Raw genomic sequence first — 16,322 nt, 5'->3', positions numbered from 1 at the left:
AGTAATGAAAAATTTCTAGACTAATTTTGTTCCATTTTTGTCTTGAACTATCAATTTTCTTTTCATAAGTCCCCCAAGTGCATTTTTAAAATAGTTCTTGCTTTCATGGAAGGTTTTTCGTATATCATCAGGAGAGCTTTTATCATTATATGGCATAGTGCCATTGTGTTCTTTTAAATATTTAATTATAGTATCCTCTAGAGAGAGCCTTTCCCTTGAAGCTCTTTCTCTAGGAGTCAAAACCATCTTGCCATCCTCATAAAATTTCTTTATTCTAAGTTTTATTTTTTCACCTGGATTAATTTCTGTGAAATATTCATTTTTTAGGATAATTCCTCTATATTTATTGTTGATAGCTATCATTACACTGCCGTTGGTTTGAAATCCATATACTATTCCTGTCACTTCATCGCCTATCCTACAGTGATTTTCTATAATTTCATCCTGATTTTCAGTATCCAGACATGAAAGATATTTATCGATATTTGTTGTGGCTGCTAATCTATTTGTCCTATCTATATATATATAAAACAAATATTTTGCTTCTTGAATTAATGTATACTTTTGTTCTGCCATTGGTACAAATACGTCTCTTTCAAGGCCTATGTCTATAAAACTTCCAAAGCTTGCATTTGAAGCTACTCTTAAATATGCAATATCTCCTACTTTTGCAATAGGAGTTTTCATTGTAGCTATTAATCTATCTTTTGAATCCCTGTATATGAATACTTGAAGTTCATCTCCAATTTTAATGTCATCTGCTGCAGCACTTCCATTTGGAAGTAGTATATCATCATCTGTATTTCCTGTTTTTGCATCTAAATAATAACCGAAATCAGCCTTTCTAATTACAGTTAGTTTATTAAATTCACCTATTTTTATCAATTAATTTCAACTCCCTGTTTGATTCTATTTTAAACTTTGTACAACTAATTATATACTAAGCTTGAGTATAATTCACTCTCTAAAATTAGTTTTTGTTGAGGAACCTTCTAAGTTTACATCAACTTCTACCTGTAAAGTACTTTTTTTAATTGGATCTTTTATATTTATTTTAGGATATTTTCTTTCGAAATCCTCATCTATATTAAAAATATCAAGGTTTTTGGATTTATATGTTTTAAATACATTATTACATGCATTTGCAATATTTTTTTGCGCATATTGTTCTATTTTCTCCCTTGTAGCATTATTTAAATCTATATAATTTTGCACTTCTGCTATAGTCGTTTTAACTTTAATTATTTTTTTTACCAATATTCTATTGTCTTCATAATAAATTTTAGTTTTAGTTTTACTTTTAAGTATTTCAAGGGTTATGAAGTTATTGGCAGAGTATGGATTTGTAACTTCAAGTGAACCGCCTTTTATATTATCTATTAAAAAGTTATATCCCTCACCATATCTTCCATTAATTATATCTACCATTTTACCTTTTTTGATTACAGCACCATTTATTACTTCAATTTTTGGTTCCGGCTGATCTTTTTTTTGCTCTATCATGGTTATTACAGCAGTACCTTGTTTTGTATAAGCTTTATTTAAAAAATCATTTAATGTAGTAATTACTGTTCTTGAAGATGCAGGAATATTGTGTATCAAATCATAAATAAAAAGTCCTATGTATTTATTTTCACTTAAATTTAATTTTATAAATTTTTCGGGGTCTCCATTTAATATTGCAATATTGCTCCTTATCATAAACTCTTGATCTCTGCCAAAAAAATCTACAAAATTGTATAAACCTTCTTCTGCTGCTTTTTGTGTAAATATTATGCTTTTTACCTGTGTGAAATTTATTTTATTGCCGGCGGACATATTCATGTTTCTTAAAGCTTCAAATAATGTTTTACCAGAAGATTTGAATGTAATTTTTTTACCTGTTCCAGAAGAAGTGCCGCCAGATTTTTCAGACTTAAATGCTTCGACGTATACTATTGCATTTTTATTTAAATTTGTATCTACTATGACAGAGGTAGCAAAAGTAACTTTATCTATATCATTATAGTTAAAACATCCTGAAAGAAAGCAAGTAGCTATTAAAAGGAATATACAAAAAAAATTTTTCATTTGGTATCATCCTTATCTAAATTATTATCTGATATTGAATAAAGGTTGCTTCTATAGAGCAAATCATCATAATTGAAATTTTCACACGTCCCAAGAGGCATGAGAAAAGGATAACCGCATGAATCCAGTGAAGCTATATGTGAAGATAACATAAACAATCCCATATAAAAACCATTTATTCCAATTAATGAAGATAAAAATAATATAATTGAAGACCAAACTAATATAGCTCCATATAATTTTGGAATCAAGAAAGAAGATATGGATGAAAGAGCTATTATTATTACAGTACTTTGTGAAGTAAGTCCTGCACTTACAGCTGTTTGACCAAGTATTAAAGCACCAACTATACTCATGGACTGTCCTATAGGATGGGGAAGTCTTATACTTGCCTCTCTTAAAAGCTGAAAGAAAAAAAGCATCAGAAAAACTTCTAATATAGTTGGAAAAGGGACACTAGCCCTTGAATTAGACAACCTTAATATGAATTCTACTGGTATAAATGAAAAATGATAAGTAGTAAGTGCAATATATAAGCCTGGAAGCAATACAGAGATTCCAAAGGCTATAAATCTGAGTAATCTTGATATATTAGAGTAGATTTTATTTAAATAATAATCATCTGCCATTTGAAAATTTTCTAAAAAGAAATAAGGTGCACTTATTACAAAAGGAGTACCATCTACAAATATTAGGGCTCTTCCCTGAAACAACCTTGATGCAGCAACATCAGGCTTTTCTGTATAACCTATTGTATCAAAGAGAGTATTATTTGACTTTAATTGCTCTTCTATATAATTTGTGTCAAGCATAAAGTTTGGTTTCATATTTTTAAGGGTATGTTTTAACTTTAAAATAAGTTCAATTGGAGCTTTACTTTTAATATAAACAAGTACTACAGAAGTATTGGACTCCTTTCCTAAAATATTTAGTTCTATTTTTAAATCAGAATTTTTAACCCTTCTCCTTATCATTGAGATATTATCATTTAGAATCTCATTGAAGCCTTCTCTAGGGCCTTTTATTACAGTTTCAGTTATGGGAATTTCAGAAGATCTTTTTAAAAAACCCTTCGCTTCACAAAAAATAACATTTGACATATTTTCGAATATTATAAGGACATCGCCCGATAAAATATGTATAATGGCATCATCATTTGATTTAACATCACCTATGGAATTGCCATATAGTACTTTATTTTTTATGATATCCGAATTTATAGTTTTAGTGTTCATATTAACAAGGGGAGCTATTATATATTGACTTATAAATTTTGAATCACATAAATTATCTATGAACAAAATATAAATTTTTCCATATGCTGAATTTACAGTTCGTTTTTTAAAATCAGAATTATTCTTAAGCTTAGTGCAAACATAATCCAAATAAGCATTCATTTATCATCACCCTATATTATTATCTGTATTTAATATGGATAAAATTCGTTTTTTAGTAAACAATATTAGTATAAATAAATGTAAATGGAGAGAGTTTATGGATAAGTTCAGCTTTAAACATATATTTTTTTTAATATGTTCTGTTGCCATAGCATCATTTAAAACTTATCCTGAAATATTTATAAATGTTTCAGGCAGAGACAGCTGGATATGTACAATAATTGCATCCTTAATTGCAATTGCATATTTTGATTATATAATAAATATATGTGTTAAAAATAACTGCTATAGTATTGTAAAAATATTTACTACAGCTTTTGGAAATATATTTGGAAAAGTTTTTTTATGGATATTCATTTTTGGATTGACTTTATCGTTATTTGAGTGTGCATCTATAGAATCAGATGTTATACACACAAATTTATTTTTGGAAAGTCCTACATGGTATATATTATTGTTTATAGTTATCCCAGCTTTATATGTGGTCAAAAATGGCAGATACTCACTTATGATTGTTATTATGATATGTATAATTATATCCATATTTAATGGTATAAATTTATCCATACTTACAGAGCATTTTAAAGATTATAGAATGTTATTTCCTGTTTTTAAATATGGAGTAAACAGTGATTTTTTAATATGTATTATTAAGATTATAGGATTGTATTCCTCTATTTCAATAGTGCTTCCATATTTATCTCAGCTTAAAAGCAGTAAAAGCATAAGAAAATATGCTTTGTTTTCAAATTTATTTGTTGTTCAGATGATTATAGTAGCAACAATTGGAGTAATTGCCACTTTCAATGTTAAAAGGCTTAATGATTTAGTTTATCCCAAAATTGTTGAATGTCAGCTTATATCTTATTTTGGATTTATAGCTAATGGGGAATTTTACGTAATATTTCAGGTTATATCATCATGGTTTGCAAAATATATAACTTCATTATTTGCAATTTTACTATTAATGAAGGAATTAAAATTCAAGAAGCTATTTAAATCAAAAGTTTTTTTAATTGTAATATCTTTTATTGTATATATTTCTTCTTATTTGATTTCTAAAAATCTAATTACATTGTTTAAATTTTTAAATATATATATATATTTATGTATTGTTATATATTTTATAATTCCAATTTTAGCTTTTACTATATTTAACATCAGGAATAAAAAAAACTGTAACTTTTAGTACATCTTTGAATTGCGTAAATAACATTGTATAATAATTATATGATAAATTATATTACAAAAGAGGAATTCGAATGAAAGTTACATTTAATGAAAGTAATAAAAGTTATCGGTTTAAGCTTAGTGACTTGAAGTTGAAGTTGGCAGCAGAAGGAATAGTTACAGGTATATTGACAGGATTTGTAATAGTATTATTTAGATTGTGTATAGAAAAACTTGGACATGAGGTAATTAAAATTTATCAAATATTTTTATTGAAGCTGTGGCTGATACCTTTATGGATAGTTTTATTAATAGCAGCAGGTTACATATTGGGAGTTATGACTAAGAAAGAACCCATGCTAGGAGGAAGTGGTATACCCCAGGTTGAAGGTGTTATTTCAAAAAAACTTAAAATGAAATGGTATAGAATTATTTTAGGGAAACTCATTGGAGGAATTACTGCTATTGGATTAGGACTTTCCCTCGGAAGGGAAGGCCCTTCTGTTCAGCTCGGTGCTGCTGTTGGACAAGGAGTTAGCAGAATTTTAAAAAGGGTGAAGATAGAAGAAAAATATTTAATTACAGGTGGAGCCAGTGCAGGCCTTTCAGCTGCATTTAATGCACCTCTTGCAGGAACAATGTTTTCTCTTGAGGAAGTACATAAAAATTTTTCACCTATGGTTTTGGTGGTATCACTGTCTTCAGCACTTTCGGCAGATTTTATAACTAGTGAATTTTTGGGACTTAAACCTGTTTTTAATTTTAACTATGTATATGCTATACCATTAAAATATTATTTATATATAGCTTTATTTGGAGTTATAATAGGTTTTGCAGGTGTATTTTTTAATATTGTACTTTTAAATACCCAAAAATTGTATTCCAAACAAAAAATTTTACCTAAAGAGTTTAATCCAGTTATTCCGCTTTTAGTTTCTATAATATTTGGACTATTTTTACCTCAAATATTAGGCGGCGGAAATGACCTTATAATGTCATTGACATTGAGTCACTTTTCTTTGATGTTTATTTTAATTTTGATTGTTCTAAAATTTATGTTTACTATGATATGTTATGGATCTGGAGCACCAGGAGGGATTTTTCTGCCTCTTTTGACTATAGGTGCCTTAATTGGCTGCGGTTATGGAAACTTGTTTGTCAATCTGTTAAATTTAAACAATTTGTATATAAACAATTTTATAATCATGGGTATGGCAGGATATTTTGCAGCTGTAGTCAAGTCACCTATTACAGGAATTATACTTATTACAGAAATGACAGGTTCTTTTAATCATTTTCTTTCAATAAGCATGGTATCTATAATTGCATATCTGACAGCAGATATGCTTGGATCAAAACCTATATATGAATCATTACTTAAAAATTATCTCATGGCTCATCCTAAAAAAGAGAACAATTCATGAGGTAAAAAAAATGGAGGAGTTTTCATGTCATCAATGGATTTTATAAGATTATCTGCAGCATGTCCAGTAACTAATGTGGCAGATGTGGATTTCAATTTAAAAAATATAAAAATTTGTATAGATAAAGCTTTAAACGAATGTTCAAAATTGGTGGTTTTCCCTGAACTTGCCGTAACTTCATACACTTGTGCAGATCTTTTTCTTCAAAAATTGCTTCTGGATAAGTCAAATAAAGCTGTGGAGGATATATGCAAATATTCTATAGACAAGGATATACTTATCGCAGTAGGGGCACCACTTAACTACAATTCATGTATTTACAATTGTGCTTATATAATATTTAACGGAAGCATTTTAGGAATTGTACCTAAAAGTTATATCCCCAATTATGAGGAATTTTATGAAAGAAGATGGTTTACTTCCGGGCTTAACATTGTAGATGAAAAGGTGGATTTATATTTTCAAAAGAATATACCTTTTGGAGTAAACATTATTTTTTCCAGTGGAGATTTTAAATTTGGTTTTGAAATATGTGAGGATTTATGGAGTGTAGTTCCTCCAAGTAGTTATTTAAGCCTTTGTGGAGCAAACATTATAGGAAATTTATCTGCATCCAATGATATTGTAAGTAAATCGGATTACAGAAGAAATCTGGTTTCATCTCAAAGTGCCAGATGTATGTGTGCCTATGTATATGCATCTTGTGGAGTATTTGAATCTTCAACTGATCTGGTATTTGGCGGTGAAATGATTATTTCTGAAAATGGAAGCTTGATTAAATGTAATGATAGATTCCAGAGAGAAAATGAAGTCATAACATCTATAGTTGATTTAGAAAGATTGAATATGCAGAGAATTAAAAATATAAGCTTCAGGGATGCAGAGAATACAGTTCCATTTAAAATTTCAAATATTGAGTTCAAGTTTAAAAATTTAGATTACGGAAAATTTGATAAACTTGTTTCAAAGCATCCTTTTGTACCATCGGATGAAAATCAAAGAGAAGAAAGGTGCAGGGAGATATTTAATCTTCAAACATCAGGACTTGGAAAAAGGGTAGAGCATACAGGACTTAAGAAAGCAGTTATAGGCATTTCAGGAGGACTTGATTCCACACTGGCACTTTTAGTTACAGTAAAAACCTTTGATATGCTGAAAATTTCCAGAAAAAATATAATAACTGTTACACTGCCTGGATTTGGAACTACAGATAGAACTTATAATAATGCAGTCAACTTATGCAGAAATCTTGATACTGATTTCAGGGAGATAAACATAGTAGATGCCTGCCTGCAGCATTTCAAAGACATAGGACATGATAGGGAAATTCACGATGTAACTTATGAAAATGTTCAGGCGAGGGAAAGAACGCAGATACTTATGGATATTGCAAATAAAGAAGGCGGCCTTGTAATAGGAACAGGTGATCTTTCAGAACTTGCCCTTGGATGGTGTACTTATAATGGAGATCATATGTCAATGTATGGAGTAAATTGTTCTGTACCTAAAACTCTTGTTAGATATCTGGTTGGGTATGTAGCCCAGAGGGAAGTGTCCCGGGAAATATCAAGCATTTTAATAGATATACTTGAAACTCCGGTTAGTCCTGAACTTCTGCCAAAAGACAGTGAGGGGAAGATAGCACAAAAAACAGAGGACATAGTCGGACCATATGAGCTGCATGACTTTTTTCTTTACTACTTTGTAAGAAATAATTTTTCTCCGGAAAAAATATTATTTCTTGCAAAGGCAGCTTTTTATGATTGCTATGATGAAAATACCATAAAGAAGTGGCTTAAACTATTTATAAAAAGATTTTTTATTCAGCAGTTTAAACGATCGGCTATTCCAGATGGGCCTAAAGTTGGAACAGTCAGCTTGTCTCCAAGAGGCGATTGGAGAATGCCGTCAGATGCAGGTATGAATTTGTGGATAAATAATGTAAAATAAGTATGAGGGGAAGTGAAGAGGATGTCATCTAGTTTAATCTTATGGATTATCATTGGAATTGTTTGTCTGGTAGCGGACATATTAACCAGTGCGTTCTTGTTTGTTTGGTTTACTGTTGGTGCTATTTTTGCACTTATAGCATATACTTTAAAGTATTCCATAGTGGTTCAATTTAGTGTATTCGTCATTGTAAGTGTAATACTTGTTGCAGTTTGCTATCCACTTATAAAAAAGAACATCAAGAAGAATATAAAGCCTACTGCTCTCAGAGAAAGCACATATAAAGGAAAAAAGATAATTATAGACAGGGAAATGCAGGATAATAATGCTGTGAAACTGGATGGAGTTTTATGGAACATTAAAAATGATGACATAGTTCTCAAGGAAGGGGATAAGATAGAAATAACAGGGATTGATGGAAACAGGGTTTTAGTAAAGAAATGCGATTATTAAATTATATATAAAAAGGAGATGTTTTAAATGATAAAAAGTATTTTCTTATTAGTTGTACTTATAATTGTAATTATGATAATTATGTCATGTATTAAAGTTGTAAATACAGGGTATGTTAGTATAATAGAAAGATTTGGACAATTTCATAGAATACTGGAACCAGGATGGCATTTTTTGATTCCTTTTGCCGATTATATGAGAAGAAAGGTATCTACCAAGCAGCAGATACTTGATATTGAACCACAGAGCGTTATAACCAAAGACAACGTAAAGATATCTATAGACAATGTAATTTTTTACAGGATACTGAATGCAAAAGATGTCATATATAATATAGAAGATTATAAAGCAGGAATAGTATTCTCTACTATAACAAATATGAGAAATATAGTTGGAGATATGACGCTTGATGAAGTGCTATCTGGAAGAGATAAGATAAATGCCGAACTTTTGAAAGTGGTAGATGATATAACGGATGCTTATGGGATCAAGATACTTTCAGTTGAAATAAAAAATATAATACCTCCAGCTGAAATACAACAGGCTATGGAAAAACAGATGAGAGCGGAGAGAGACAAGAGGGCGGTTATACTACAGGCTGAAGGTCAGAAACAAAGTGATATAGCAAGAGCAGAAGGTGAAAAACAAGCTAAGATACTTCAGGCGGAAGCAGAAAAAGAGGCAAATATAAGGCATGCAGAAGGAATGAGACAATCTCAAATGCTTGAAGCAGAAGGTAAGGCGCAGGCAATTGAATCTGTGGCAGAGGCTAATGCAAAAGCCATTCACATGGTAAACAGGGCTATAATAGATTCAGGCACAGATGAAAAAGTAATTGCACTTAAACAGGTAGAGGCATTGAAAGAAATGGCAAAGAATCCTGCAAACAAACTTATACTTCCAAATGAAGCTGTATCTTCTCTTGGAAATATAGCAGCTATAGCAGATATGCTGCAGAAGAATCCTTCTTCAGGGGCAGTTCTCAAAAAATAAAATATGAAAATAACAGACCGGCTTTAAGGCAAGCCGGTCTGTTTAACTTCTTCCCACTTTTTCATATAATCTTCAAGTATATTGTGTATGACTTTACCTATTGTAGTATAATCTTCATCATTAAGATTGGAAAGAGATATTCTTATGGACCATTTGGTTCCTTTGAATCCAGCACCGCTTAATAATACTATTGAAGATTTTTCTGCAAGAGAAAATAATATTTCTACAGGCTCGTAATTGTTTTCCAGGTATCTTGTAAATTCATCACCATAAAAGGTTTTTGATAATTCGAGTATATCAAATTCTGTATAATATGAAGCACTATAAGGATCTTCTATTAAATCCAATCCAAGACTTTGAAAAAGTAGTTTTTTACGTCTCCTACAAATATTTTGTATAAGCTCTTTATAGCTATGTTCTTTATCGAGAAGAGAAAATATAGCAAAAAAAGCCATTTGAACCTGCTGAGGCGTAGATAAACCAGCAGTATGGTTAAGGGCTACCTGTCTGCTATCGGCAGCTATTCTGTCGATAAATTTTATGCTTTCAGGATTAGTAGACAGTGCCTCGTAACGTCTTCTAGCTAATTGTTTTTCGTGTTCTGGCAATGTATTTAGCAGGTGATCAAATACATTTTCCTTTGCTAGAGAGATGGTACCAAGACGCCAACCGGTAACTCCAAAATACTTTGAAAAGGAATAGACTCCTATAGAGTTAAATGGAAGATATGATACTAATGACTTAAAATTATCTACGAAGGTACCATAGACATCGTCGGATATTATCATAAGATTTGGATTATGCTTTTTTACTATGTTTATTAACATCTTTATGGATTCAGGCTTCATGGCAACAGAAGGGGGATTGCTTGGATTTACTAAAAATAGAGCTTTAATTTTAGGGTCACTTAATTTTTCAATTTCTTCATTTGGGTATTGCCAATTGCTTCTACTGTCTTTAGAAAATTCTGAAGCATGAATATTAATGACATTGAAATTATAGCGTGGTATCAGTGGAATTTCTAAATAAGGAGTAAAAATAGGTGTCATGATTGCAATGGTATCACATGATTTTAATAAGTTATTTGCAATTAGAGAGTCAAATATATAGCACATTCCAGCAGTTGCTCCTTCTACTGCAAATGAATCAAATTTCGAAGAAAAATCTTTAGAATATATTTCTTCTTTTAAATAATCCTGAATTACAATTTCAATATGCGGTAACATTCTCATAGGTGTAGGATAGTTATCTCCTATAATCCCATCTGCTAGTTCATAAATCCATTCGTCTGGATTAAAGTTCTTCTGTTCTATTCCGTAATTTATAATTTTAATCAAAAGATCTATTCCACACATATCAGCATGTTTTTGTACATATTTTTTAAATTCGGCTGCTATGCCTTCTTTTTTAGGCGTACCCGCTAAATGATGATCATTCCATGTTTTTTTTGCTGAATATACTGAAAATTCACCAAAAGCAAAAAATGCTTCTCTAGGCGAAGCTGCTATCCAGTTTGGATTTCCTCTACCTGCATCTAAAAGGGTATGAGTGCTCTTCTTATTTTCATCATTAGCAAGCTGAATTAAATTATTTCTTAATTCAAAAGGGCTTATTTTCCCATAAATTCTTTCTATCTCCATACGTTGAATATTTTTCTTATCCATAAAAATCCTCCACTATTATAAGTTACTATAACCTTGTATAATATTTTGTTAATTTATATTGTGTGAAATTATGTAATATTATTCTTTGCTCAATTAATTAAAATATATCTGAAATGTTATTTATTATTATTTCAATTGTGCTATAATTACCACAGAAATAATAGTGGAATTGGGGGGCTGTAAATGAAGAAAGTTCTTATAATAGAAGATGAAAATTCTATAAGGGGATTTTTAAAGATAAATTTCAAAAGAAATAATTTTGTAGTAATTGAGGCTGAATCTGGCGAAAAAGGTATAGAAAAAGCCAGAATAGAAAATCCTATAATTACTATTTTGGATATAATGCTTCCTGGAATTGATGGATTTAAAACCTGCGAAATTTTAAGAAAGGAATTTCCTAAAATGGGCATAATAATGCTTACAGCTAGAAGTCAGGATATGGACAAGATAATGGGGCTGGAATTTGGAGCTGACGATTATATGATAAAACCATTTAACCCACTGGAACTTATAGCTAGAGTCAATTCACTGCTGAGGAGAATAGTGGTAAATGACGGAGAATACGAAAATAATCTTATTGTATCTGGAGATTATAAAATAGATGATAAAGCAATGAAAGCATACAAAGGAGACAAAGAACTTGAACTTACTCCAAAAGAATATATACTTATGAAAATTTTTATGGAAAATTCAGGCAAAGCACTCAGCAGGGATGAACTTTTGAACATGGTGTGGGGATATAATTATATAGGAGATACTAAAGTAGTAGATGTAAATGTAAGAAGACTCAGAGAGAAAATTGAAGAAAATTCATCCAGCCCCAAAGTTATTGAAACTGTTTGGGGAGTAGGATATAGATGGAGAAAAAAATAATATGTTAAGAGGAATAAAACAGAGAATGGTAGGAAGCTACCTTATTATAATTATAATGACAGTTTTTGTGCTTGAGACATTTTTGATATTGTCTATAAAAAGAAGGTACTACAAAAACATGGAGAATGTGGTAGAAAATCAAATTAGAGTTTCAGTAGACTTTTATAATAGTTATCTGGCATCCTCAAGCTTAGAAAAAAATATACAGGATAATGCGGATATATTCTGGAAAAATACTTCTGCAGAGGTTCAAATAATAGATAATTCACATAAGATGCTTATGGATTCAATAGGAAATTATATACCTGGAAAAATATCTGGAGATGATATAGACATGGCATTGAAAGGTGAAACCGCGTCTTATATAGAGGTTGATAAAAAAACAGGAGAAAAGCTTTTATGTGTATCAAGTCCGCTTGCATCTTCAGGAAATATAGAAGGTGTAATCAGATTTGTAACATCTCTTTCCGGTGTAGATTCAATAATAAAAAAAATAGCAATTATGCTTATATTCATAGGGCTTATTGTAATATTAATAGCAGGACTGATAAGTATAGGCATATCAAATACTATAACAAGGCCTATAAGAGAAGTTACAGATATGGCTAAAAAGATGGCAAAAGGGAGATTTAATGAAAGAGTCAAAAAACAAAGAGATGATGAAATAGGACATTTGCTTGATGCATTAAATTTTATGGCAGATGAGATAATTAAAAATGAGAAATTAAAAAATGAATTTATAGCTTCCATATCACACGAACTCAGAACTCCGCTTACATCAATAAAAGGTTGGGCAACTACAATGCGTACAGGAAGCCTTGATGACAAGCAGGAAATAATGGATGGACTTGAAATAATAGAAAAAGAAAGCGACAGACTTACCAAAATGGTGGAGGAGCTTTTAGACTTTTCGAAATTCATATCTGGAAAAATAACGTTGAAAAGAGACTATATACATGTCAAAAATACTATAGGATATATACAAAAACAGATGTCGTTTAGGGCCAGCAGGAATAAATTAAATTTTGAAGTTGACGTGGTTGATGATATACCTATTATCTTGATGGATGAGGATAGAATAAAACAGCTTTTAACTAATTTACTTGACAATGCTTTTAAATTTACAAAAGAAGGCGGGCATGTAAAATTAAAAGTTTGGTCGGAAAACGAGGAGCTTATAATAATTGTAAAAGATGATGGAATAGGAATACCAAAAGATGAACTGCCAAGAGTTACTGAAAAATTTTTTAAAGGTAAAAGCGACAAATCGAGTAATGGAATAGGACTTTCAATATGCAAGGAAATAGTGGAAATGCATAACGGAAAACTTGTAATAAATAGTGAAGTTGGAAATGGAACAGAAGTAAAAGTTTCTATTCCATTTGAAAATGAATAAATTTAATCAATTATCTGAGAAAAGGTGATTTTGATGAAAAAAATATGTATTTTAGTATCGATTTTATCTGCTATTTTAATCCTTGTAGTTTATAAAAATGTAAATTCTCCTTTAAATCCAAGTATAATTACAAGGGCGACAATAGATTTACCAATAAAAGGGGACTGGACTGTAAATAGATATGTATTTGCAGGAGATTCAAGTATATCTATGGAGGAAGCCAGGGGAATGGTAAATAAAAAAGCAGTTTTTCAAGGTGACAGGGTTATATTCAATGGTGTGACTTGTAAAAACCCAAATTTTAAAGTAAAAGTTGTAGATAGCGATGTTTATTTTGAAAACAATTATAAAATTAATCCTGATTCACTTGGCATAAATCAAAAACAGGTAAAAGTAATCACAGTATCATCAAACAACAATTTTTTTGATGATTTCATACAGATTAACGATAATTTAATTATGAGGTACAATGATGGTCTGATCTTGTTTTTTACTAGAGATGGTGCAGAAAATGATAAGTCTGTACTTAATAACATAAATGAAAAAGATTCTAAAATAATAACTTCAAGAAAACAAAACGATAGTACATATAAATCAGGTCTTTTGCTTGGACTCAAATATAAAGACGAAGATACGGGGGAGTATAGTTACAGGACTCTATGGATAAGCAGCTCCTATAATAAGATATCACCTGTACTGCAAAGAAAAAATATACTTGTGCCAAGAAAAAATGGATTCTGGGAGATTGGAATAAATAAAAAATATGATAATAATCTTGACAGGGATTTAATTTGGGGTGCACCACTTATGAAAAACAACTCTGAAAAGCATAATTCTAATACTGTAGTTAGAAATATAAAAAATACAACCAGCCAGATATTGTTTGTTGGTACTGATTATATTTCACTGGACAATCAGGAGGTTTACTACGAAGATGATGAACAAAAAACTAAAAATAGTTATTTTAGTATGCTGCCGCTTGACAATCTGAATGGCAAAAGCATGGAATTTTCAAAGGCTTTTAATGTGAAAGCTTTAAATATGCTCCAAATAAGTACTGAAAAGTACCTTAAAAAATTGAATAAGTCCTGGGGAAATGTCAATTTAAATGATTTAAATACGAATTGGGCTGTAACAAGAAGAAATGGAAGATGGATACTCAGGGGAAGAATTAATTATGGAGACTTTGACATAGTTTATGCAGCACCAAATAAGATACTTACTATGTATGATGATTTATATCCTTCATTTGATGTAATAAAAAAAGAAGTTCCAGATATGGTTGATACATATACATCTCCAAATAAAGACTTTGTAGTTGTACTTACGGAAACTGAATTGAAAATATTTAAGCTGAGCAATAGAACAAATTTAAAATTAGAGACTACTTTTAAATTGAAACCTGGTGAAAAAGCAGTTATGTCTGAATGGACTACGGGAAGCTATGTAAATGTCTGGAGTAAACTATTCAAAAAATAGAATTAAGCAGAATAAACGTATTCATTTAAAAATTAAATTAATACTTTAATTACAATAAAAATAAAAAAATAATAAAAATTATGCATTTCTATTGATAATTTACTTAAAAATTAGTATTATATAAATAAGCTTTTAAAATGAATTTCTTAAATTCATTTTAATGGACTTATAAAATATTTAAAATATTTATTTTTAAGGAGGTATTTTTATGAATGGAGTAAATGGGGCAGATACCGTATTCGTACTTATTTCAGCGGCATTAGTAATGATAATGACCCCGGGATTGGCATTATTTTACGCAGGAATGGTTAGAGGTAAAAATACACTGAATAGTACTCTTCACAGTTATTCAGCTCTAGCAATAATATCTATTCAATGGATATTAGTAGGATATACCTTATGTTTTGGTACAGACATTGGTGGAATTATAGGTGGTTTTAATTTTGCAGGTTTAAAAGGAGTTGGATTTGCACCAAATGCAGATTATGCTGGTACAATTCCACAGCAGGTATATATGTTGTTTCAACTTATGTTTGCAATAATAACTCCAGCACTTATATCAGGGTCTATTGCAGAGAGAATGAAATTTCTTCCATGGGTTGCATTTATTATACTTTGGACAACACTCGTTTATGATCCTATTGCACACTGGGTATGGGGTGCAGGTGGATGGCTTAAAAATCTTGGTGCACTGGACTTTGCAGGTGGAGATGTAGTACACATAAGTTCTGGTATATCAGCACTTGTTGCAGCATTAATGCTTGGCAAAAGAAAAAGTGTGGGCAAGCCTAGTAACCTTCCAATGACATGTCTTGGCGCTGCAGTACTATGGTTTGGATGGTATGGATTTAATGCAGGAAGTGCACTTGCTATAAATGATGTAGCAATAAATGCTTTTATTACTACTAATACTTCTGCAGCTGCATCAGCTTTAAGCTGGGCAACTTGTGAATATTTATATAGAAGGAAAGTAACTTCTCTTGGAGTTGCCAGTGGAATAGTTGCAGGTCTTGTTGCTATAACTCCTGGTGCAGGTTTTGTAAGTCCTCTTGCTTCAATACTTATTGGATTAATAGGTGGAGCTATATGTTATTCAAGTGTTACATTTATGAAAGCTAAATTTGGATATGATGATGCACTCGATGCTTTTGGATGCCACGGTGTTGGAGGAATCTGGGGAGGAATTGCAACTGGAATATTTGCATGGAAGGCAATAAACTCTGCAGGTGCAAGTGGTTTAATACATGGAAATCCTAAGTTGGTTTTAATTCAACTTACAGGTATTGTGGCAACTATTGTATATTCTGCTATAGTTACATTTATCATAATTAAAGTAATTAAAGCTGTAAGTGGCATAAGAGCAACTGAAAAGGCTGAACAGACAGGATTGGATGTTACAGAACATGGTGAAGAAGCTTACGGCGGACTTAACAGTTAATAGTTTATAGTTGAT

At 30.8% G+C, this 16,322-nt stretch carries 13 protein-coding genes; 9 read left to right on the top strand and 4 right to left on the bottom strand.

The window, feature by feature from the left end:
- Positions 1-15: 15 nt before the first annotated feature.
- The 3 genes from J2Z42_RS04500 to J2Z42_RS04490 form a co-directional block, all read right to left on the bottom strand.
- Positions 16-885, bottom strand: a complete 870-nt coding sequence (locus J2Z42_RS04500) for a CvfB family protein (protein ID WP_209701248.1) — start codon at positions 883-885, stop codon at positions 16-18.
- Positions 886-957: 72 nt separating this feature from the next.
- Positions 958-2,070: a Ger(x)C family spore germination protein gene (locus tag J2Z42_RS04495; RefSeq protein WP_209701246.1), complete on the bottom strand. Its 1,113-nt coding sequence runs from the start codon at positions 2,068-2,070 to the stop codon at positions 958-960.
- On the bottom strand, positions 2,067-3,467 hold the full coding sequence (locus J2Z42_RS04490) for a spore germination protein (protein ID WP_209701243.1): 1,401 nt from the start codon (positions 3,465-3,467) through the stop codon (positions 2,067-2,069). The genes J2Z42_RS04495 and J2Z42_RS04490 overlap by 4 nt, the downstream gene beginning before the upstream one ends.
- A 97-nt stretch (positions 3,468-3,564) precedes the next feature.
- Here J2Z42_RS04490 and J2Z42_RS04485 point away from each other — a divergent pair, with 97 nt between their 5' ends.
- The 5 genes from J2Z42_RS04485 (at position 3,565) to J2Z42_RS04465 (ending at position 9,457) form a co-directional block, all read left to right on the top strand.
- Positions 3,565-4,656: an endospore germination permease gene (locus J2Z42_RS04485; protein WP_209701241.1), complete on the top strand. Its 1,092-nt coding sequence runs from the start codon at positions 3,565-3,567 to the stop codon at positions 4,654-4,656.
- 73 nt (positions 4,657-4,729) lie between these two features.
- Positions 4,730-6,061, top strand: coding sequence for a ClC family H(+)/Cl(-) exchange transporter (locus tag J2Z42_RS04480; RefSeq protein WP_209701239.1), 1,332 nt, complete (start codon positions 4,730-4,732; stop codon positions 6,059-6,061).
- Between the two features lie 24 nt (positions 6,062-6,085).
- Positions 6,086-8,011, top strand: a complete 1,926-nt coding sequence (locus tag J2Z42_RS04475; RefSeq protein ID WP_209701236.1) for an NAD(+) synthase — start codon at positions 6,086-6,088, stop codon at positions 8,009-8,011.
- Between the two features lie 21 nt (positions 8,012-8,032).
- On the top strand, positions 8,033-8,464 hold the full coding sequence (locus tag J2Z42_RS04470) for an NfeD family protein (protein WP_209701234.1): 432 nt from the start codon (positions 8,033-8,035) through the stop codon (positions 8,462-8,464).
- Between the two features lie 27 nt (positions 8,465-8,491).
- Complete coding sequence (locus tag J2Z42_RS04465) at positions 8,492-9,457, top strand: SPFH domain-containing protein (protein ID WP_209701232.1); 966 nt, start codon at positions 8,492-8,494, stop codon at positions 9,455-9,457.
- Between the two features lie 23 nt (positions 9,458-9,480).
- Here the strand turns inward: J2Z42_RS04465 and aspD are convergent, their stop codons facing one another.
- Positions 9,481-11,121: an aspartate 4-decarboxylase gene (gene aspD / locus J2Z42_RS04460; RefSeq protein ID WP_209701230.1), complete on the bottom strand. Its 1,641-nt coding sequence runs from the start codon at positions 11,119-11,121 to the stop codon at positions 9,481-9,483.
- Between the two features lie 183 nt (positions 11,122-11,304).
- On the opposite strand from aspD, the gene J2Z42_RS04455 reads away from it, so the two are divergent.
- The 4 genes from J2Z42_RS04455 (at position 11,305) to J2Z42_RS04440 (ending at position 16,307) form a co-directional block, all read left to right on the top strand.
- Positions 11,305-11,994, top strand: a complete 690-nt coding sequence (locus J2Z42_RS04455; RefSeq protein ID WP_209701221.1) for a response regulator transcription factor — start codon at positions 11,305-11,307, stop codon at positions 11,992-11,994.
- Between the two features lies 1 nt (position 11,995).
- Positions 11,996-13,390, top strand: coding sequence for a sensor histidine kinase (locus tag J2Z42_RS04450; protein WP_209701219.1), 1,395 nt, complete (start codon positions 11,996-11,998; stop codon positions 13,388-13,390).
- A gap of 33 nt (positions 13,391-13,423) precedes the next feature.
- Positions 13,424-14,869 (top strand): hypothetical protein, encoded by a 1,446-nt coding sequence (locus J2Z42_RS04445; protein ID WP_209701217.1) that lies wholly within the window; start codon positions 13,424-13,426, stop codon positions 14,867-14,869.
- A gap of 208 nt (positions 14,870-15,077) precedes the next feature.
- On the top strand, positions 15,078-16,307 hold the full coding sequence (locus J2Z42_RS04440; RefSeq protein ID WP_209701215.1) for an ammonium transporter: 1,230 nt from the start codon (positions 15,078-15,080) through the stop codon (positions 16,305-16,307).
- Positions 16,308-16,322 lie beyond the last annotated feature (15 nt).

The sequence above is a fragment of the Clostridium algifaecis genome, assembly GCF_017874415.1.
GTDB classification, from domain to species: Bacteria; Bacillota; Clostridia; order Clostridiales; family Clostridiaceae; genus Clostridium_B; species Clostridium_B algifaecis.
Note: the sequence above shows the minus strand (reverse complement) of the source record. Positions and strands in the feature narration are given on the sequence as shown.

Excerpts from the sequence above, each read along its gene's own strand:
- J2Z42_RS04495 (WP_209701246.1), bottom strand. The coding sequence starts at position 2,070 with ATGAAAAATTTTTTTTGTATATTCCTTTTAATAGCTACTTGCTTTCTT.
- J2Z42_RS04490 (WP_209701243.1), bottom strand. The coding sequence starts at position 3,467 with ATGAATGCTTATTTGGATTATGTTTGCACTAAGCTTAAGAATAATTCT.
- J2Z42_RS04485 (WP_209701241.1), top strand. The coding sequence starts at position 3,565 with ATGGATAAGTTCAGCTTTAAACATATATTTTTTTTAATATGTTCTGTT.
- J2Z42_RS04480 (WP_209701239.1), top strand. The coding sequence starts at position 4,730 with ATGAAAGTTACATTTAATGAAAGTAATAAAAGTTATCGGTTTAAGCTT.
- J2Z42_RS04475 (WP_209701236.1), top strand. The coding sequence starts at position 6,086 with ATGTCATCAATGGATTTTATAAGATTATCTGCAGCATGTCCAGTAACT.
- J2Z42_RS04470 (WP_209701234.1), top strand. The coding sequence starts at position 8,033 with ATGTCATCTAGTTTAATCTTATGGATTATCATTGGAATTGTTTGTCTG.
- J2Z42_RS04465 (WP_209701232.1), top strand. The coding sequence starts at position 8,492 with ATGATAAAAAGTATTTTCTTATTAGTTGTACTTATAATTGTAATTATG.
- aspD (WP_209701230.1), bottom strand. The coding sequence starts at position 11,121 with ATGGATAAGAAAAATATTCAACGTATGGAGATAGAAAGAATTTATGGG.
- J2Z42_RS04455 (WP_209701221.1), top strand. The coding sequence starts at position 11,305 with ATGAAGAAAGTTCTTATAATAGAAGATGAAAATTCTATAAGGGGATTT.
- J2Z42_RS04450 (WP_209701219.1), top strand. The coding sequence starts at position 11,996 with ATGTTAAGAGGAATAAAACAGAGAATGGTAGGAAGCTACCTTATTATA.
- J2Z42_RS04445 (WP_209701217.1), top strand. The coding sequence starts at position 13,424 with ATGAAAAAAATATGTATTTTAGTATCGATTTTATCTGCTATTTTAATC.
- J2Z42_RS04440 (WP_209701215.1), top strand. The coding sequence starts at position 15,078 with ATGAATGGAGTAAATGGGGCAGATACCGTATTCGTACTTATTTCAGCG.